This is a genomic window from Pseudoflavonifractor hominis (genome assembly GCF_014288125.1).
GTDB classification, from domain to species: Bacteria; Bacillota; Clostridia; order Oscillospirales; family Oscillospiraceae; genus Pseudoflavonifractor_A; species Pseudoflavonifractor_A gallinarum.
In genome coordinates, this window is the sequence record NZ_JACOPR010000001.1 from 429910 (window position 1) to 448151 (window position 18242).

At 63.4% G+C, this 18242-nt stretch carries 19 protein-coding genes and 1 tRNA gene; 4 read left to right on the forward strand and 16 right to left on the reverse strand.

Going from position 1 to position 18242, the window contains the following annotated elements:
* Positions 1-88 precede the first annotated feature (88 nt).
* Entirely contained in the window at positions 89-292 is a 204-nt protein-coding gene (locus tag H8S34_RS02065) for a helix-turn-helix domain-containing protein (protein ID WP_101694014.1), read from the reverse strand.
* 91 nt (positions 293-383) lie between these two features.
* On the opposite strand from H8S34_RS02065, the gene H8S34_RS02070 reads away from it, so the two are divergent.
* Positions 384-545 (forward strand): hypothetical protein, encoded by a 162-nt coding sequence (locus H8S34_RS02070; RefSeq protein ID WP_180956893.1) that lies wholly within the window; start codon positions 384-386, stop codon positions 543-545.
* A gap of 127 nt (positions 546-672) precedes the next feature.
* On the opposite strand, the gene H8S34_RS02075 is transcribed toward H8S34_RS02070, so the two are convergent.
* Positions 673-761, reverse strand: a tRNA-Ser gene (locus H8S34_RS02075).
* A 148-nt stretch (positions 762-909) separates the two neighbouring features.
* Here H8S34_RS02075 and H8S34_RS02080 point away from each other — a divergent pair.
* Positions 910-1593 carry a gamma-glutamyl-gamma-aminobutyrate hydrolase family protein gene (locus H8S34_RS02080; RefSeq protein WP_101693710.1) on the forward strand — a complete coding sequence of 228 codons (684 nt, stop codon included), beginning with the start codon at positions 910-912 and terminating at the stop codon, positions 1591-1593.
* Positions 1594-1605: 12 nt separating this feature from the next.
* The gene (locus H8S34_RS02085; protein ID WP_101693711.1) at positions 1606-2175 is read left to right on the forward strand and encodes a xanthine phosphoribosyltransferase; all 570 of its coding nucleotides are present in this window, start codon (positions 1606-1608) and stop codon (positions 2173-2175) included.
* A gap of 27 nt (positions 2176-2202) precedes the next feature.
* Here the strand turns inward: H8S34_RS02085 and H8S34_RS02090 are convergent, their stop codons facing one another.
* The 11 genes from H8S34_RS02090 to H8S34_RS02140 form a co-directional block, all read right to left on the reverse strand.
* Positions 2203-2799: a hypothetical protein gene (locus tag H8S34_RS02090; protein WP_186962896.1), complete on the reverse strand. Its 597-nt coding sequence runs from the start codon at positions 2797-2799 to the stop codon at positions 2203-2205.
* A 25-nt stretch (positions 2800-2824) separates the two neighbouring features.
* Positions 2825-3034: a helix-turn-helix domain-containing protein gene (locus H8S34_RS02095; RefSeq protein ID WP_101693713.1), complete on the reverse strand. Its 210-nt coding sequence runs from the start codon at positions 3032-3034 to the stop codon at positions 2825-2827.
* Between the two features lie 12 nt (positions 3035-3046).
* A complete protein-coding gene (locus tag H8S34_RS02100) occupies positions 3047-3625 on the reverse strand; it encodes a DUF2975 domain-containing protein (protein ID WP_186962897.1) in 579 nt (192 codons plus the stop codon).
* A gap of 539 nt (positions 3626-4164) precedes the next feature.
* Positions 4165-4899 (reverse strand): NAD-dependent protein deacylase, encoded by a 735-nt coding sequence (locus H8S34_RS02105; protein ID WP_186962898.1) that lies wholly within the window; start codon positions 4897-4899, stop codon positions 4165-4167.
* A 132-nt stretch (positions 4900-5031) separates the two neighbouring features.
* A complete protein-coding gene (locus H8S34_RS02110; RefSeq protein ID WP_186962899.1) occupies positions 5032-5190 on the reverse strand; it encodes a FeoB-associated Cys-rich membrane protein in 159 nt (52 codons plus the stop codon).
* 12 nt (positions 5191-5202) lie between these two features.
* Positions 5203-7644, reverse strand: a complete 2442-nt coding sequence (gene feoB / locus H8S34_RS02115) for a ferrous iron transport protein B (RefSeq protein ID WP_186962900.1) — start codon at positions 7642-7644, stop codon at positions 5203-5205.
* A 172-nt stretch (positions 7645-7816) separates the two neighbouring features.
* Positions 7817-8272, reverse strand: a complete 456-nt coding sequence (locus H8S34_RS02120; RefSeq protein WP_101693717.1) for a CD1247 N-terminal domain-containing protein — start codon at positions 8270-8272, stop codon at positions 7817-7819.
* A gap of 109 nt (positions 8273-8381) precedes the next feature.
* Positions 8382-8951 carry an elongation factor P gene (gene efp / locus H8S34_RS02125; protein WP_101693718.1) on the reverse strand — a complete coding sequence of 190 codons (570 nt, stop codon included), beginning with the start codon at positions 8949-8951 and terminating at the stop codon, positions 8382-8384.
* Between the two features lie 99 nt (positions 8952-9050).
* Positions 9051-10115 (reverse strand): M24 family metallopeptidase, encoded by a 1065-nt coding sequence (locus tag H8S34_RS02130; protein ID WP_186962901.1) that lies wholly within the window; start codon positions 10113-10115, stop codon positions 9051-9053.
* A 35-nt stretch (positions 10116-10150) separates the two neighbouring features.
* Positions 10151-11011, reverse strand: a complete 861-nt coding sequence (locus H8S34_RS02135) for a TIM barrel protein (RefSeq protein WP_101693720.1) — start codon at positions 11009-11011, stop codon at positions 10151-10153.
* A gap of 1 nt (position 11012) precedes the next feature.
* The gene (locus H8S34_RS02140) at positions 11013-11516 is read right to left on the reverse strand and encodes a YqeG family HAD IIIA-type phosphatase (protein WP_328821007.1); all 504 of its coding nucleotides are present in this window, start codon (positions 11514-11516) and stop codon (positions 11013-11015) included.
* Between the two features lie 121 nt (positions 11517-11637).
* On the opposite strand from H8S34_RS02140, the gene H8S34_RS02145 reads away from it, so the two are divergent.
* A complete protein-coding gene (locus H8S34_RS02145) occupies positions 11638-12414 on the forward strand; it encodes a hypothetical protein (RefSeq protein ID WP_186962902.1) in 777 nt (258 codons plus the stop codon).
* Between the two features lie 3 nt (positions 12415-12417).
* Here the strand turns inward: H8S34_RS02145 and H8S34_RS02150 are convergent, their stop codons facing one another.
* The 3 genes from H8S34_RS02150 to leuS all read right to left on the reverse strand — a co-directional run bounded on the left by H8S34_RS02150 (position 12418) and on the right by leuS (position 18117).
* The gene (locus tag H8S34_RS02150; RefSeq protein WP_186962903.1) at positions 12418-15087 is read right to left on the reverse strand and encodes a tetratricopeptide repeat protein; all 2670 of its coding nucleotides are present in this window, start codon (positions 15085-15087) and stop codon (positions 12418-12420) included.
* Positions 15088-15331: 244 nt separating this feature from the next.
* A complete protein-coding gene (gene rpsU / locus H8S34_RS02155) occupies positions 15332-15514 on the reverse strand; it encodes a 30S ribosomal protein S21 (RefSeq protein ID WP_101693723.1) in 183 nt (60 codons plus the stop codon).
* 179 nt (positions 15515-15693) lie between these two features.
* Complete coding sequence (gene leuS, locus H8S34_RS02160; protein ID WP_101693724.1) at positions 15694-18117, reverse strand: leucine--tRNA ligase; 2424 nt, start codon at positions 18115-18117, stop codon at positions 15694-15696.
* Between the last annotated feature and the right edge of the window lie 125 nt (positions 18118-18242).

The following is an 18242-nucleotide window of genomic DNA, read 5'->3' on the forward strand; positions in this document are numbered from 1 at the left end:
TGGTCCTCTGTCAAGCCTCATTTCCCCTTCTGTGATCCTCGGCACAAAAACAGCGGCACGGAAGATTCCGTGCCGCTCTCTATATTCCTCATGATTTCTTATCGCTTCGCCCAATCAAATAGTCCAGAGATACTTGATAAAAGTCTGCCAATTTAACCGCTAATTCCAAAGGCAGATCTCGCTCGCCACGCTCATATTTTGAGTAAAGTGACTGGTCACAGAGGAGAATTTCAGCCACCTGTGTCTGTGTCAAATCGGCATCCTCTCGCAAGTCTCGAATCCTTAGATTCATATGCATCACCAAAGTTACTATAACAAAGGACATATCGTCCTATTGACATTTAGGACAATATGTCCTATTCTGTTGTAAAGAGGTGAATACTATGCCTGACTACAAAGAAATGTATCTGACTTTGTTTCGCGCCACCGAGCAGGCGATCAACACCCTGATCGCCGCCCAGCAGCAGTGTGAGGAGCTATATATGAACGCACCCCAGGGCGATTTGATTGTCCTTTCCCAAAGTCAGGACACAGAGGAAACCTAAAGCAGCGGCATGGAATCTTCCGTGCCGCTGCTTCTACTTTCTGAAAAGAGCCAGGAGAGACATCGCTCCATGCTGACCCGTCCGAAAAAATAAGTCGGAGCAAACGATAAAACGCTTGCTCCGACGCTGGCGCAGCGGGTGGGATTCGAACCCACGTGCGGTTGCCCGCAAACTGATTTCGAGTCAGCCCCGTTATGACCACTTCGATACCGCTGCATATTCGATTTCCCTGCCCGTACAGGCAGATTCCTCCGGACCGCTCTGTCCGGAATCTTTAATAGGATACCCTATTTTTATTTACTTGTCAATATTGCAGAGGAAAGTAAAATAGTCTATAATCAGTCTAATAACGGTTCTGAGGTGTATGATGGAAGTTCATATTCTGGTCTCTGCCTCCTCTTCCGGCGCGGAGAACTACGAGGCCGCAGTCCTTGCCGCCGGAGGAATCCCGCACGCCGCCTACTGCCCCGCCGACCGTACCGAGTATGACGGTCTCCTGCTGTGCGGCGGCGGAGATATCGACCCCTGCCGCTTTGGGCAGGAAAACTGGGCCAGCAGTGAGATCGATCCCCAGCGGGACGCATCGGAGCTGGCGCTGGCCGCCTCCTACCTGGCCGCCGGAAAGCCGGTGCTGGGAATCTGCCGCGGACTCCAGATCCTGAATGTGGCTCTGGGGGGCACCCTCTTGCAGGACATCGGCTCCACCCAGGTGTGCTTCCACACCCATGCCCCGGGGAGCTCTGAGGATAAGGTCCACGCCGTCCACGCGGAGGAGGGCTCTCTTCTGGAGCGGTGGTATGGCCCGGTCTTTTCCGTCAACAGCGCCCATCACCAGGCGCTGGACCGCATCGGGGAGGGACTCACCGTCACCGCCCGCTCGGAGTCCGGTCTGGTGGAGGCGGTGGAGCACACGGCCCTGCCCGTTCTCGCCCTGCAATATCATCCCGAGCGCATGACCGGCGCCCACCGGCGGATGGATACCGTGGACGGCGCGCCGGTGTTTCAGTGGCTGATCGAACAATGCCGCAATCGTTTGGAAGGACGTTGAGAGAGGATCATCATGAAGGAATTAAGACAGCGCATTCTGGAAGAAGCCCAGGTGGGCGAGGGAGACATTATCCACGTGGATATGTTTCTCAATCACTGCATGGATGTGGAGCTCATTGAACGGGCCGGGACTGAGCTTGCCCGCCGCTTCAAGGGCGACAAGATCACCAAGGTCCTGACGGTGGAGAGCTCCGGCATTGCCCTGGCCTGCTTTGTGGGCCGGGCGCTGCGGGTCCCGGTCATCTACGCCAAGAAATTTCAGACCGGCTACATCGATCCCAATGTCTACACCGCGGAGACCCACTCCTTTTCGCTGGAGAAATCCTACACCATCCGGGTGTCCAAGAAATACCTGGAGGAGGACGACGTGGTCCTGGTGGTGGACGACATCCTCTCCAACGGGCAGTCCACCCTGGCCCTGCTGGAGCTGGTCTCCAAGGCCGGGGGCGAGGTGGCCGGCGTAGCCGTGGCCATCGAAAAGGCCATGCGCGAGGGCGGAAAGGTCCTGCGCCGCATGGGCGTCCGGGTGGAAGCTCTGGAGACCGTGGAGGGCGTGGAGGACGGCCGGATTATCCTGGCCTGATCTCCTTCCCCGGTTCATACCGATCCGCTACGATCCCTCTTCCCGCTTCTGCGGGAGAGAGGGATCTTTTTTTGTCCCGTCCTCCCCTTCCCGGCGGTTTTTAGCCCCCCACAGGCTGCCCAGCCAGAACAGCAGCGGAGGCAATCCACCGGCCAGAAAGGCCATGAGGTAAAACTCCCATCCCCCCTCTCCCCACCAGATGCCGCCCATGAGTCCGAGGAGCACGAACAGAAAGGAGGGGAAGGCCAGCGGTACGGCCACCATGAGCGCATAGTAGGAGACCGTCACCCATTCCAGATCGGCCCCTACCAGGACCAGGGCCTCCCAGGCCCAGGCCACCAGCATGGGGGCCACCAGTGACCAGAGGGCAGCCCAGATGGAGCGGGGCGGCTCCCACCGCTGTTTCCGGGCCACCCAGGCCCCCGCCAGCGCGTAGGCGAGCATCAGACAGGCGTCAAATGCGATCGCGATCCACCAGGCCGCCTCCGTCGTCTCCAGAAGCTCCACCCATCCCACGAAGAGAAGCAAGCCCAGCGGAGCACTCACCACCGAAATGAGAAAATGGTTTAAGGCAAAGGCGCAAAAACGCCGGGTCTGTGTGGTCCTCAGCTTCCCCTGATTCATATTCCGTCCCTCCTGTCCGGCTGTCTCATTCCTCGGGCACGTACTCCAGAATATCCCCCGGCTGGCAGTCCAGGGCCTTACAGATGGCCTCCAGGGTCGTGAAGCGCACCGCCTTGGCGTGGTTGTTTTTCAGGATGGAGAGATTGGCCAGCGTCAGATCCACCCGGGCGGCCAGCTCGCTCAGGCTCATTTTGCGCCGGGCCATCATCACATCCAGATTGACTACGATGGGCACGCAATCCCCTCCTCATATGGTCAGATCGTTCTCTTCCTTCAGCTCGGCCGCCTGCCGGACCAGGGCCGACAGGATCAGGCAGAGCAGCCCCGCCATGAAAAACACGGGGATGAAGAGGGTGTTGTAGGTGAACAGCGGCCCGATGCTCCCATAGTGGAAGAGCCCCCACACCGTCCGCAGAAGGGCCGCGCCCGAGATGAGGAAGCAGCACACCGCCGCCCGCCCCATGTTGGCCGCATTGCCCCGGGTAAAGGTCTCCCCCCGCAGGACGGTGTCCAGCACCCGCCGCCCCTGCCACAGGATGACAGCGGTACACACGCCGCAGAAGAAGAGAAAGAGGGCCAGAACCTGGGCATACCGCTCTCCAAACTGCCAGATCTCCCACCAGGAGGCCAGAAAATAGCCGGTCAGGCGCAGAACGATCTCCGCCGCTCCCTCCCCCTGCATGGAGAAATAGGAGATTCCCCCGGTCAGCTCCCCCAGTCCCCGCAGCCGGGCCAGCCCGGCCAGCAGGGGAAGGACCAGCAGATTACATACAAAGGTGATGCTCACCAATCGTTTCAGGATCCGGGCCAGCTTTTCCACGTCCATCTTCCATACCTCCTCGTCTCTCTCCGGGCGCCTGCTTCCGCACCCCGCTCTCCCCTCTCTTTTTTCTGATTATAGCGCCGCACTTATTGAAAGTCAATTTATATTTATTGCTTTTCAATAAATAGCAGCATGTAAGAAGTCCCCGGGAGTACTCCCGGGGATTTCAGCTACCGCTACTATTTACTCCGGCACTCTTTGCCGCAAACGCCTCGCAGCGTTCCGCCGTTCGCAGACGGCGGAAGAGGGTCAAAGTGTGTTTTCCGGCGGCGTGTACGTCGGAAAACACACCTCTCAGGCTGCAAGTGTGCGAACCGGGAACCCAAACAAAGCCCAGCGAAGCGGGTTTGTTTGGGAGAGGAGGGGCAAGGGAGCGGAGTGAACCCTGGCCGTCAGGCCGGGGCGAACGGTGCGGACTTTGACCCGACGAAGTGCGCGCAGCGGCCTGCATTTCCCTCGAAAAAATGCTTGCATTTTTGAGAAGCGTGTTGAAATTTTTCGACACGCAAGTCCCCGGGAGTACTCCCGGGGACTTGGCTGTATCAGGGACGGACCTGGATCTGCTCCAGCAGCGCGCCGATGGGGGCCTGGATCACCAGGTCGGCCTGCCGGTCGTAGGGGGTGGCGCTCTTGTTGATGAGGACCAGGCGGCTCCCCCGGTAGTACTGGATCAGTCCCGCCGCGGGATAGACCGCCAGAGAGGTCCCGCCGATGATGAGAAGGTCTGCCTTCCGGATGGCCTCCACCGCACCTTCGATGGTGCGCTGGTCCAGGCTCTCCTCATAGAGCACCACATCGGGCTTGATGATGCCGCCGCACACCTTGCAGCGGGGGGCGCCCGTGCCCTGGACCATCTCCTCCAGCCCGTAGAACTGGTGGCACTTCATGCAGTAGTTGCGGTGGACCGATCCGTGGAGCTCATAGACCTTCCGGCTCCCCGCCGCCTGGTGCAGGCCGTCGATGTTCTGAGTCACCACCGCGTCCAGCTTCCCGGCCTGCTCCAGCTCGGCCAGCTTCCGGTGGGCCGGGTTGGGCTGGGCCTGGGGCCAGAGCATCTTCTCCCGGTAGAAGCGGAAAAACTCCTCCGGGTCCTGCTCAAAAAAGCTGTGGCTGATGATGGTCTCGGGCGGATAGCGGTAGCTCTGGTTGTAGAGCCCGTCCACACTGCGAAAGTCCGGGATGCCCGACTCGGTGGAGACCCCCGCGCCGCCGAAAAAGACGATGCGGCTGCTCCCGTCGATCCAGTCCTGAAGTGTTTCCAGCTTGCTTGTTTCCATGTGCGCGCCTCCCTGTTCCATGAATCGTGGATCTGGTTCCTTCCTCCTCATTGTACCCCCCTGTCCCAAACCCGCAAGACCCAGCGCAAAAGGGCGCGCACCGGAACAAAACCTCCGGCACACGCCCTTTTCTCATTCTTTCCGCTGGGCGCAGTCCTTCCCGCAGGAGGAGCAGCCACAGCCACAACCGCAGCCGCCCTTCCCCCGGATCTGACGGCTGATCTGGCGGACCACATACCAGACCGCCCACACCGTCAGGGCCGCGACGGCCCCATAGATGATGTATTTCATAGCATTCCTTTCTCAGAACAGGAGGGAACCCACCTGATAGACCACCAGCGCCCCCAGATAGGCCGCGCCGATCTGCCACAGGATGGAGCGGAGGGTCCACTTCAGGCTGTTCATCTCCCGGTAGATGGTGGATACCGCCGCCACACAGGGGACATAGAGCAGCACAAAGACCAGGAAGGCATAGGCGGCCACCGGTGTCTGGAAGGTCCCGGAGAGGGCCGCCGCCACGGTGGCGCCGCTGGCGCTGGCCGAGAAGCCGTAGAAGAGGCTCATGGAGGAGACCACCGCCTCCTTGGCCACCAGGCCGGTGAGCAGGGCCACGGCGGCCTGCCAGGTGCCGAAGCCAAGGGGGCGCAGCGCGGGGGCGATGGCCCCGCCGATGGCGCCCAGGAAAGAGTGGGAGGCGTCCTCCACCATGACAAAGCCGCCCGACCAGCCGAAGGACTGGAGGAACCAGAGCACCACGCTCATGGCCAGGATCAGGGTACCGGCTTTGACCAGGAAGCCCCGCACCTTCTCCCACACGTGCATGGCCATATTCTTGAGGGTGGGCAGACGGTAGGGGGGCAGCTCCAGCACGAAGGCGGCGGGCTCTCCCTGGAACATGGTCTTGCGCAGCAGGATGCCGGACAGGATGGCGAAGCACAGTCCGATCACATACAGGGAAAAGACCACCAGGCCGCTGTACTGGGCAAAGAAGGCCCCCGCCAGCAGGCCGTACACCGGCAGCCGGGCCGAGCAGGACATGAAGGGCACCAGCATGATGGTCATGCGGCGGTCCTTCTCATTCTCCATGGTGCGGGCTCCCATAACGGCGGGAACGGTGCAGCCAAAGCCCATCAGCATGGGGATAAAGGCCTTGCCGGACAGGCCGAACCGCCGCAGCAGGCGGTCCATGATGAAGGCGGCCCGGGCCATATAGCCCGAGTCCTCCAGGAAGGAGAGCACCAGAAAGAGCAGGGCGATCTGGGGCAGGAAGACCAGCACGCCGCCCACGCCGGAGACCACGCCGTCCACCAGCAGGGACTCCACCCAGGGAGCCACCTGCGCGGCCTCCAGCCCTGCCCGGATGCCGTCGGAGACCGGGCCGCTGATGAAGCTCTCCACCAGATCGGACAGGGCCTGCCCCGGCCCGAAGGTCAGGGCGAACATCCCCAGCATCATCAGGAGGAACATGGGCACGGCCAGCCACTTGTGGGTCACGATGGAGTCGATCCGGTCGGACAGGGTCAGGCTTCCCTGCTTCTGTCCCTTCCGCACGGAGGCGTGGACCACCGACTGGATGAACTGATAGCGGCTGTCGGCCACCAGGGTCTCCCGGTCGCCCAGGACATAGGCCCCCTCATACTCCGAGCAGATGGACTCCACCCGCGCCTTTTCCGCCTCGTCCAGTCCCAGGGCCTGCTCCACCAGCCGGTCCCCCTCGATGAGCTTGATGGAGGCCCAGTGGGCGGGGATCTCGGCCGCATAGGCCTTGTCGTGAATGAGCTCGCCCATCTTGTGGTGGATCTGATGGGTAAAGTCGTCGTAGAGATCGTCGGGCTCCACCGTGACGCCCACGTGCATCTGCCGGTGGGCCACCTCCAGCAGGGTCTGGATATTCTTCCCGGTGCGGGCGGTGATGGGGATCACCGGCACGCCCAGAGAACGGGAGAGGGCCTCCACGTCGATCTTGTCCCCGTGCTTCTCCACCTCGTCCATGAAGTTCAGGGCGATGACCATGGGGCGCTCCAGCTCCAGCAGCTGGGCGGTCAGGTAGAGGTTGCGCTCCATATTGGTGGCGTCCACGATGTTGATGATGGCGTCGGGATGCTCCCCCACGATAAAGTCCCGGGCCACGATCTCCTCCATGGAGTAGGGCGAGAGGGAGTAAATGCCCGGCAGATCCACCACCGTCACCGGCTTTCCGTCCACCTGGGCCCGTCCTTCCTTCTTCTCCACCGTCACGCCGGGCCAGTTGCCCACATACTGGTTGGAACCGGTGAGCGCGTTGAAGAGCGTGGTCTTTCCGCAGTTGGGATTGCCCACCAGGGCCAGCTTCATCTCCCGGGTGTCGTGGCTGGCGTAGTCCGGTACCCCGCTGTGCTCCCGCTTCTCATGGTCGTGGTCGTCGCTCATGCGGCGCAGGGTCTCCTCATCCGGGATGCGCTGCACCATGCCCACCCGCTTTTTGCGGATCAGGCTGGCCGCCTGGGCCTCCTCCCCGATGGCCATGGTGATCTGCCGGGCGTCCTCCCGGCGCAGGGAGAGCTCATATCCCCGGAGGTTGACCTCAATGGGGTCACCGAAGGGGGCGATCTTGCGCACCAAGATCTCCGTCCCGGGCGTCAGTCCCATATCCACCAGCCGGCGTTTGACCGGCCCTCGTTCATTTCCTACCCGCAGGATCACGCCGTGCTCCCCCGGAGCCAGCGCCTCCAGCGTGCCCTGTACGCGTTTTGTCTCGGTTTTCATCTGTCATTCATCCTATACCGGCTGATTTGTTAGTCGTAACTAACACGCCTGCCTATTATATATCGCCCTGTGGGGCCTGTCAAGCGGCCCGCACCTCTGCGCAGCGTACGGACCGGCTCCGCACGCAAAAACAGCCGGCGGCCTATGGCCGCCGGCTGTTTCCATGTTCGGTTTACTCGTGGTCGTGGTGGCAGCCGCAGCCGCACTCGTCCTCGTCGTCCTCACAGCAGCAGTCGTCGGAGAGATCCAGAGCGAACTTCTCCTTGCAGCTGGGGCACTGGATCACGCCGGACTCCAGCACGTCCTCGTCGATGACCAGGGTCTCCTTGCAGTTGGGGCACTCGACCTCGAAGAAGTCGTCGTCCTCGTCGCAGCAGCACTCGTCATCCTCATCCTCGTCGTCCTCGTCGAACACGACCTTCTCCACGTCGGACAGGTCGTCGGAGATGGCGTCGATCTCCTCACCCAGGGCCACGGTGTTCTCCTCCAGGTCCTCGATGGACATGCCGATCTCCTCCAGGATGCCGATCATCACGGAGATGAGCTTGCCCTCCTTGGACTTCTCGGTGTCGATGTTCAGGCCCTCGGCCAGACCCTTCAGGTACGCGACCTTCTCAGAAATAGTCATAATAATCTCCTTTTTACAGGCGGCCACGAAGGGCCTTGTGGTAGGGACGGCGCTTGGCGTATCACGCTTTGCGCGGTTCGCTGTGCGCCTGCTCTCAGGCGCTCAGCGCTTAGCCCTTGCAGCGCTCCAGGTACTCGCCGGTACGGGTGTCGATCTTGATCTTGTCACCGGGGTTGATGAACAGGGGCACCTTGATCTCAGCGCCGGTCTCCAGGGTGGCGGGCTTGGTCACGTTGGTGGCCGTATCGCCGCGGAAGCCGGGGTCGGTCTCGGTGATCTCCAGCTCCACGAAGGTGGGGGGCTCCACGGCAAAGATCTTGCCCTTGTAGCTGTTGATCTTGCAGGGCATGTTTTCCTTCACGAAGCGGAAGTTGTCGCCCAGCATCTCGGCGCCGATGGGCACCAGATCGTAGGTCTCGGGGTCCATGAAGTAGTACAGATCGCCGTCGTTGTAGCTGTACTCCATGTCCTTGCGCTCCACATAGGCCTGCTCAAACTTGGCGGTGGGGTTGAAGGAGGTCTCGGTCACGCCGCCGGTGATGACATTCTTCATCTTGGTGCGCACAAAGGCCGCACCCTTGCCGGGCTTCACGTGCTGGAACTCCACCACCTGCATGACCTGGCCGTCCATCTCAAAGGTCACGCCATTGCGGAAATCACTGGCAGTAATCGTAGGCATTGGTATTCATCCTCCAAACAAGGTATTTCATATGAATGGAACTTTAGCTAAGCTATTTTACTCCATTATCCCCATATTTGCAAGGGTTTTTCAGGTTTTTTACAGAACGATGAGCTCTTTCGGCGCCAGGGTGATGTCTTCGCACCCATCCTGGGTGAGAAGGATCACATCCTCGATGCGCACGCCGAATTTTCCCGGCAGGTAGATCCCCGGCTCAGCGGAGACCGCGACCCCCTCGGGCATGGGGTCCTGATTGCTGTGATTGGCATTGGGGGACTCGTGGATCTCAATGCCCACGCTGTGTCCGAAGCCGTGGCCGAAGTACGCTCCGTAGCCGGCGTCCTCGATGACCTTGGCCGCGGCGTTGTGGATGTCGCAGCCCCGCACCCCCGCCTTGGCCGCGGCGATGCCGGCCTTCTGGGCCTCCAGCACCGTGTAGTAGACCTTCTTCATCTCCTCGCTGGGCTCTCCCAGCGCCACGGTGCGGGTCATATCGGAGCAGTAGCCCTGGTACTTGCACCCGAAGTCCATGGTGATGAACTCGCCCTCCTGCACCTTCTTGTCGCTGGGGATACCGTGGGGCAGGCTCCCGTTGGGGCCGGAGACCACGATGGGGTCAAAGGACATCTTCTCCGCGCCGAAGCGGAGCATGTCGTACACCAGCCGGGCGGCAATCTCCTTCTCGGTCATGCCGGGGCGGATGAACTTGAGGATCTCCTCAAAGGCCTTCTCCGAGATGCGCTGGGCGTGGATGAGGGCCTCCCGCTCCTCCCCGTCCTTCACGGCGCGCAGATCGGTGAGCAGCTGCTGGGCGGGCACCAGCTGGCAGGAGAGCGCCTTTTCATAGCTCTGATAGTCCTGCACCGTCATGTAGCCCTCTTCGATGCCCAGCTTGCGGATGCCCATCTCCTCCACCGCCTGGACCACCATGGCTTTTTGGCTCACGGTGCGGGTGGTCATGGTGATCTTGGCACCGGTCACCTGATGCTCAGCGGCCTCAATGTAGCGGGAGTCGGTGAAATACCGCGTCTCCTGCTTGCCCACCACCACGGCGCCCTCGCCGTGAAAGCCGATGGCGTAGAACTCGCCGGGCTCGCTGGTCACCAGCATGGCGTCCAGACCGTAGGCATCCAGTTTGGATGCGATCTTCTCCAGATGATTCATGGTTCTGACTTCCTTTCTATCCGTGGGGGCGGCCCTCAGTCCGTCCCCAGAAAATGCTCATAAGCCCGCTTCATGGTCAGGGCGTCCTCCGCCTGGGTCCCCGCCGACTCACAGATGATGGTGGGGCTCCACCCCCGGCGGGCCAGGGACCGCATAAGCGGGAGATGGTCGGGCCCAAACTCGTCCTGCTCAAAGGTGAGGTGCATTTTCTCGCCCCCGTTGGGGGTGAACTGGATGCGGGAGAAATGGCTGTGGAAGCGGCTGGCCCGGTCCTCACCCAGGGCGCGCTCCAGCTTGTCCAGCATCCGCTCGGTGGCCTCCTCCCCCTGCTCCTCGCCCAAGCTCCGGGCATAGAGATGGCCGAAGTCCACCGTGGGGAGCAATCGCTCATCCACCTGACACAGCTCCAGCACCTCGTCCAGATCGCCCAGCTGGTTGATCTTGCCCATGGTCTCGGGACAGAGGGTGATGTGTCCGTATCCGGCGGCGTCGCAGGCCTTCACCACTTCCTCCAGGGAGCGCAGCGCGATGTCCAGCGCCTCCCGCCGCGTCCGCTTCATGAGGGCGCCCGAGTGGATGACCACCCGTTCGGCCCCCATCCAGTCGGCGGCCCGGCAGGCGGCGGTGATATAGCCGATGGTCTTTTGCAGGCTCTCCGGGTCGGGATTGGCCAGGTTAATAAAGTAGGGGGCGTGGAGGGAGAGGCGGATGCCCTCCTTCCGGGCGTTCTCCCCCAGCTTGCGGGCGGTCTCCTCCCCCACGTTGACCCCCTTGCCGCACTGGTACTCATAGGCGTCCAGGCCAAAGGCCCGGATCCAGCCGGGGGCCGCCAGAGAGGACTTGTGCGCCCGGGAGAAGGAGTCGGAATTGCCCGCGGGCCCAAATGATACGCTCATGCTATTTGCTCCTTTGCTTGGCCAGGGCGCGGAAGGGCCACTCCGCCGCGTAGCGCAGATAGCGGCCCGGATTGCCCGCCAGCCGGATGGGCTCCACCAAAAGGGTGCGCACCCCGGCCCGCTTCCCGCCCAGAATATCGGTAAAGATCTGATCGCCCACGATGGCAGTCTGCCCGGGGCCCACGCCCATCTGCTCCATGGCCCGGTGGAAGGAGCCCGGCTTGGGCTTTCCCGCGTGTCCGATGTAGGGCACGCCCAGGGACTGGGCATAGCGCCTGGCCCGCTCGGGTTTGCGGTTATTCGAGAGGATGAAGAGGGTCACGCCCGCCTCCCGCAGGGCCCTTTCCCAGGCCCGCACCGGCTCGTCCGGCTCGGGCACGCCATAGGCTGAAAGGGTATTGTCCAGATCGGCCAGCAGGAGGGTGATGCCCTCTTGCGCCAGCCACCGGGGCGATATGGCTTGTACGGAGGGGAATACCCGGTCCGCCAGCAGGGAAAGCGCCACGGTCCACCGCCTTTCCGCAGGACTGTTTCCAACTTGCCCTGCATAGAGTCCATTATACCGGCTTACGCCGTAATTTGCATTATAACATTGCTCCACCATGGATACAAGGGGGTACCTCAGCATGGTTACCGATTGCAAACTCATTTTTCTCACGCCGCCCGCCCTGGAGCGGTCCGCCCGGGAACAGAACCTGCCCGCGGCCCATCTGGCCTACCGGGTGGGCGGCGGGCCCCACCTGTTCCGGGCCAATCTGCCCGTGGCCGCCCGGGGCGGGATCCTGGCCATGGACTGCGAGGGCTTCGACGGCCGGGGGGAGCCCTCCGCCTTCTGCCAGGAGGTCCTGCGGGAGTGCTCGGCCCGGGGCTTTCAGGGGGTATACTGCGCCTTTCCCGACCGGCCCATCCCCGTGCTCCAGCGGGCGGTGGCCGAGCTGGGGGAGGCACTCCAGCGCCGGGGCTGGCCCCTCTATGTGCCCGAGCGCTATGGGGCGGCCTCGGACTACGCCTGCGTGCTCATCCCCACGGCTCTGTCGGGCGGCTCCCTGGAGCAGCGCCTGGCCGAGGCGGCCGAGCAGTACGGCCCCTCCCGTCTGGCCCTCCGGATCGAGCGGCTGGCCCAGGATTTCCTCCTCCCCTCCCCCACGGGAGAGGGGGTCCCCCTCTCCCGTCCGGCGCTGGCCGAGCAGCTGGAGGAGCGGGGCGGCTCGGTCTTTTTCTCCCACGAGCTGTGCGCTCACTACTTCACCTACATGACCAAAACAGATGGAGCCCACTTCGTCCTCTTCGACGATGCGGGCTCCATCCGGAAAAAATGTCAGCTGGGCGCCCGGATGGGCATCTCCCATGCCTTTGTTCCCTACGCACAGGTGGACGACCTGCTGCCCGGGCTGCTGGAATAGCCCTCAGCCCTTCAGCCGCTCCATGAGGCCCTCTAGTGCCTCCCGGAGATGGGCGTCCCCCTCGTTCTCCAGGTCCTGGCTCTCCAGGGCGCGGCGGCACAGCTCCCGGGCGGCGGCCGGGTCGGTCTCCACCGCCTTCCCCTCCAGATAGCACAGGGCCAGGCGGTACATCCCCTCGGCGTCCTCCCGGTCGGCCGCCTGTCGGTAATAGGAGAGGGCCTTGGCCGGATCGGCCGTCACCTGGACGCCCTTCTCATAGAACCGGCCCAGGGCGCACAGGGCGCTGCCCTCCCCCAGCTTGGCAGCATGGCGGTAGTAGGTGAGGGCCTTTTCCAGATCGGGCTCCACCCCCTGCCCCAGCTCATAGCACTCGCCCAGGTTGTAGAGGGCGGTGTCGTCCTCCCGCTCGGCGGCACGGCGGTAAAGGGCCAGGGCGGCGTCATAGTCCCGCTCCACGCCCTTTCCCTTCCGGTAGAGCTCCCCCAGGTTGTTCATCCCGCGCAGGCTGCCCTCTTCGGCGGCCCGGCGGTACCAGTGGATCGCCTGGGGATAGTCGGTCTCCATCCCCAGGCCCCGCTCGCAGCACCAGGCCAGATTGCACATGCCGGTCAGGCTGCCCCGGTCGGCGGCGCGGCGGTACCAGGACACAGCGGTGCTCCAGTCCTGCTCCACGCCCTCGCCCCGCTCATAGCGCAGGCCCAGCACGCACATGGCGTCGGGATCGCCCTGCTCGGCGGCACGGCGGAACCAGGCCACGGCCTGCTCCTCCTCCGCCGGGACCCCTTCGCCCCGGGTGTAGAGCCAGCCCAGATTGTACTGGGAGGAGGCGTCCCCCTGTTCCGCGGCCCAGCGGTACCAGCGCGCGGCCTCTTCTCCGCTCTGCTCCGCGCCCCAGCCCCGCTCGGCGGCCAGGCCCAGGTAGAAGCCCGCGCGGACCACGCCGGCCTCGGCGGCACGGCGGAACCAGTCCACAGCGGCGGTACGGTCCTCGGCCATGCCCCGTCCGTTCCAGGCGCACAGACCCAGCCAGTAGGCGCTCTCCTCATAGCCGCTGTCCAGGGCGCGGCGGAACCAGTCTGCCGCCTGGGCGTCGTCCTGCTCCACGCCGCCGTCCCCGTAGTAGTAGTTGATCCCCACATAGCACTGGGCCCGGCCATAGTCCTGCTCGGCGGCGGCACGGTAGAGGCGCATGGCCTCCCGGCTGTCGGCCTGTGGGACGCCCCGGCCCTGCTCATAGCACACCCCCAGATTGGTCATGGCCCGGGGATAGTTCTGCTTCGCCGCCTTCTCATACCACGCCACGGCCTGGGCGTCGTCCTGGGGCACGCCGGAGCCGAACTCATAGCACCAGCCCAGATTGCACATGGCGGGCACATCCTCCAGCTCGGCGGCCCGGCGGTACCACTCCACAGCGGCGGCCGGGTCCTTGGGCACGCCGGAGCCGGTCTCACAGCACACCCCCAGCTCCCGCATGGCACGGGGATAGCCCTGTTCGGCGGCGGCACGGTACCAGCGCACCGCCTCCTCCGAGTCCTGCTCCACACCGATCCCCATGTAGTAACAAAAGCCCAGACAGCACTGCCCGGGGGCATAGTCCTGCTCCGCGGCGGCCCGGTAGAGGGCCACCGCCCCCGGCACATCGGCCTTCGTCCCCTCGCCCCGCTCCAGACACACGCCCAGGTTGCACTGGGCCCGGGCATAGCCCAGGGCGGCGGCGGCACGGTACCAGCGCACCGCCTCGCTCATATCCCTTGGGACGCCAGTGCCATACTCATAGCACCAGCCCAGGCAGCACATGCCCCGGGGATTGCCCCGCTCGGCGGCGGCGCGATACCAGCGGGCGGCCGTCTCCAGGTCCTGGGGGACTCCGGAGCCGGTCTCACAGCACCAGGCGTAGTTTCCCATGGCCCGCACGTCTCCGGCCTCAGCGGCGGCCCGGTACCACTGAGCGGCCCGGGCACGGTCGGCGGGCACGCCCACCCCGTACTCATAGCACACCCCCAGGCAGCACATGCCGTCCGCATGGCCCTGCTCGGCAGCGGCCCGGTACCAGCGCACGGCGATGGCGGCGGACTGCTCCACCCCGTCGCCGAACTCATACCGGCGGCCCAGCTCGGCCTGTCCGCCCGGGTCCCCCTGAAAGGCCGCCGCCTTCAGCCAGGCCAGGGATTCCGCCTCGTCCCGCTCTACCCCGATGCCCTCGTGGTAGCAGCGGGAGAGCAGGATCTGGGCCCGGGGAAAGGTCATCTCCGCGGCCTTGCGGTACCACTCCACCGCCCGCTCCGGGTCCCGTCCGGTGCCGATGCCGTTTTGCAGGCAGAAGCCGAAATTGCACATGGCCGGGACGTAGTCCAGCAGGGCGGCCTGCTCGTAGAGCCACGCGGCCTGTCTGGGGTCGGCCTTCACCCCGATGCCGTTTTCCAGGCACCAGCCCAGATTGCTGATGCCGCAGGGATCCCCCACCTGGGCGGAGCGCCGGAAGCAGGCATAGGCCCGCGCCTCGTCCCGCCGGGGACCCTCGATCCACCAGCTGCCCAGCAGGGCCCAGTCCTTTCCGGTGAGGGCGGCCTCGCTCACCGCCGCCATGGAATGCCCGCACTCCGGACATACCGCGCCGTTCTCCTCCTGTTCCAGGATCATGGAGCATCCCGGATGGCTGCATCGATAAATCATGGCGTGAACCGCCCTCCTTCTCGGGGAGAGCACCCAGGCCCGCCCTGTCTCTGTGATCCGTACTTCATGGAAAAGCGTCCCCCGCCCGGATCTGGCTGGGACGCCGCTGAACTGGAACCAAAGTTCCATCGTAACAGGTCCAGTCTACCATTTTTCCCGTCCCATTGCAAGAATCCGGCATCCTTCCCGCCGTCTGCGGACAAGAAAAGCCCCGCACCGATGTGGTGCGGGGCCCAGCTTGCTTTTAATAAAACTTCTTGCGGTTCTTACGGGCAGCCTCAGACTTCTTGCGGCGCTTGACGCTCGGGCTCTCGTAGTGCTCACGCTTGCGCACTTCGGCCAGGACGCCCGACTTGGCGCAGCTGCGCTTGAAGCGCTTGAGCGCGTTCTCCAAGGACTCACCGTCCTTCACACGGACTTCCGACATTGATTTCCCCTCCCTCCGAAGCGGCGGTCACGCCGCCAAAGGGCCACATACTGATAGTTATGGCTTTAACAATAAGATATTATATGCAAATTTTCTGTTTTTGTCAAGCTATAAATTTTCCTTTGTCCACATCCCGGCGGGACGCAGTGGAAAAATCCTGCTCAGACCGGGGCGCCGTCTTACTTCGCGATCAGGTTGACCAGCTTGTTGGGCACCAGGATGGTCTTGACGATCTGCTTGCCCTCCACAAACTTCTGCACCTTGGGATCGGCCAGGGCGGCGGCCACCACGGCCTCCTCCCCGCTGTCCATGGGAACGGTGATGGTGCCGCGGAGCTTGCCGGAGACCTGCACGGCCATGGTGACCTCGCTGGCCACGGTCTTGCTCTCGTCGTAGGTGGGCCAGCTCTGGGTGCAGGCCATGCCGCGCTCCTTGGCCAGGCCCAGGTTCTCCCACATCTCCTCCACCATGTGGGGGGCAAAGGGAGAGAGCATGAGCAGCAGGGCGCTCAGGTCGCCCTTGGAGCAGCCGTTCTGATAGAAGTCGTTGACCAGCGCCATGAGGGCGGCGATGGCGGTGTTGAACTTCATGGCTTCAATGTCGGCGGAGACCTTCTTGATGGCCTTGTGGATGGCGCTCTCGTTGGCGCTGGAGTACTCCATGGAGTCGGCGCACTGCTCGGCCAGGTTCCACACCCGGTCCAGGAAGCGCTTGCAGCCCTTGACGGCGTTGTCGCTCCAGGCGGCGGCCTTCTCAAAGTCGCCGATGAACATGATATACAGGCGCATGGTGTCGGCGCCGTACTGGGCCACCACGTCGTTGGGGTTGATGACGTTGCCGCGGGACTTGGACATCTTCTCTCCGCCCTCGCCCAGGATCATGCCGTGGCTGGTGCGCTTCTGATAGGGCTCCTTGGTGGGCACCACACCGATGTCGTAGAGGAACTTGTGCCAGAAGCGGGAGTAGAGCAGGTGCAGGGTGGTGTGCTCCATGCCGCCGTTGTACCAGTCCACGGGGGACCAGTACTTCAGGGCCTCGGGCGAGGCCAGAGCCTTGTCGTTGTGGGGGTCCATATAGCGCAGGAAATACCAGGAGGAACCGGCCCACTGGGGCATGGTGTCGGTCTCCCGCCGGGCGGGACCGCCGCAGCAGGGGCAGGTGGTGCTGACCCAGTCGGTCATCTTGCTGAGGGGGCTCTCGCCGTCGTCGGTGGGCTCATAGCTCTCCACGTCGGGCAGGAGCAGGGGGAGCTGGTCCTCGGGAATGGGCTGCCAGCCGCACTTCTCACAGTAGACCATGGGAATGGGCTCGCCCCAGTAGCGCTGACGGGAGAAGACCCAGTCGCGCAGCTTGAAGTTGACCTTGGCGTGGCCGATGCCCTTCTCCTCCAGCCACTTGGTGATGACGGGGATGGCGTCCTTCACGGTCATGCCGTTGAGGAACTCGGAGTTGACCAGGATGCCGGTCTCGTCCTTGGCGGTGAAGGCGGCCTTCTGCACGTCCTCGCCGCCGGAGACCACCTCGATGATCTCACAGCCGAACTTCTTGGCAAACTCCCAGTCGCGGTCGTCGTGGGCGGGCACGGCCATGATGGCGCCGGTGCCGTAGGTGGAGAGGACGTAGTCGGAGATGAAAATGGGGATCTCCTTCCCGTTGACCGGGTTGACGCCCTTCACGCCGGCCAGGCACACGCCGGTCTTTTCCTTGTTGAGCTCGGTGCGCTCCAGATCGGACTTGGAGGCGGCGGCCGCCTGGTAGTCCTTCACCTCGGCGGCGTTGGTGAGGGTGCCGTTCTCCAGCCACTTCTTCACCAGGGCATGCTCAGGGGAGAGCACCATATAGGTGGCGCCGAAGAGAGTGTCGGGACGGGTGGTAAAGACCACGATCTCCTCCCCGGTGGTGGCCTTGAAGGTGACCTCCGCGCCGGTGGAGCGGCCGATCCAGTTCTTCTGCTGGGTCTTGACCCGCTCGATGAAGTCCAGTCCGTCCAGATCGTCGATGAGGCGCTGGGCGTACTCGGTGATCTTGAGCATCCACTGGCTCTTCTCCTTGCGGATGACGGGGGAGCCGCAGCGCTCGCACACGCCCTCCACCACTTCCTCATTGGCCAGGACGCACTTACAGGAGGTGCACCAGTTCACGGGCATGGTGGTCTTGTAGGCCAGGCCCTTCTTCCACAGCTGGAGGAAGATCCACTGGGTCCACTTGTAGTAGCTGGGGTCGGTAGTGTTGACCTCCCGGTCCCAGTCGAAGGAGTAGCCCAGCATCTGGAGCTGCTTGCGGAAATTCTCGATGTTGTCGTGGGTCACCTTGGCGGGGTGGATGTGGTTCTTGATGGCATAGTTCTCGGTGGGCAGGCCGAAGGCATCGTAACCCATGGGGAAGAGAACGTTATAGCCGTCCATGCGCCGCTTGCGGGCCACCACGTCCATGGCGGTGTAGGGGCGGGCATGGCCCACGTGCAGGCCCTGTCCGGAGGGATAGGGGAACTCCACCAGGGCGTAGAACTTGGGCTTGTCGCTGTGGTCGGGCGTCTTGTAGACGCCGGCCTCCTGCCACTTCTTTTGCCACTTGGGCTCAATGGATGCGAAATCGTACTTCAACGCTATCACGCTTTCCTAGAAAATATCGGTTCCGGCCCCAGCTGACGCCCTTGGACCGGCTTTTTACGGAATCTGTTTTATTATACCGAAAAAGTGCCGGGATTGCAAGGGGCTCCCGTCAAAAG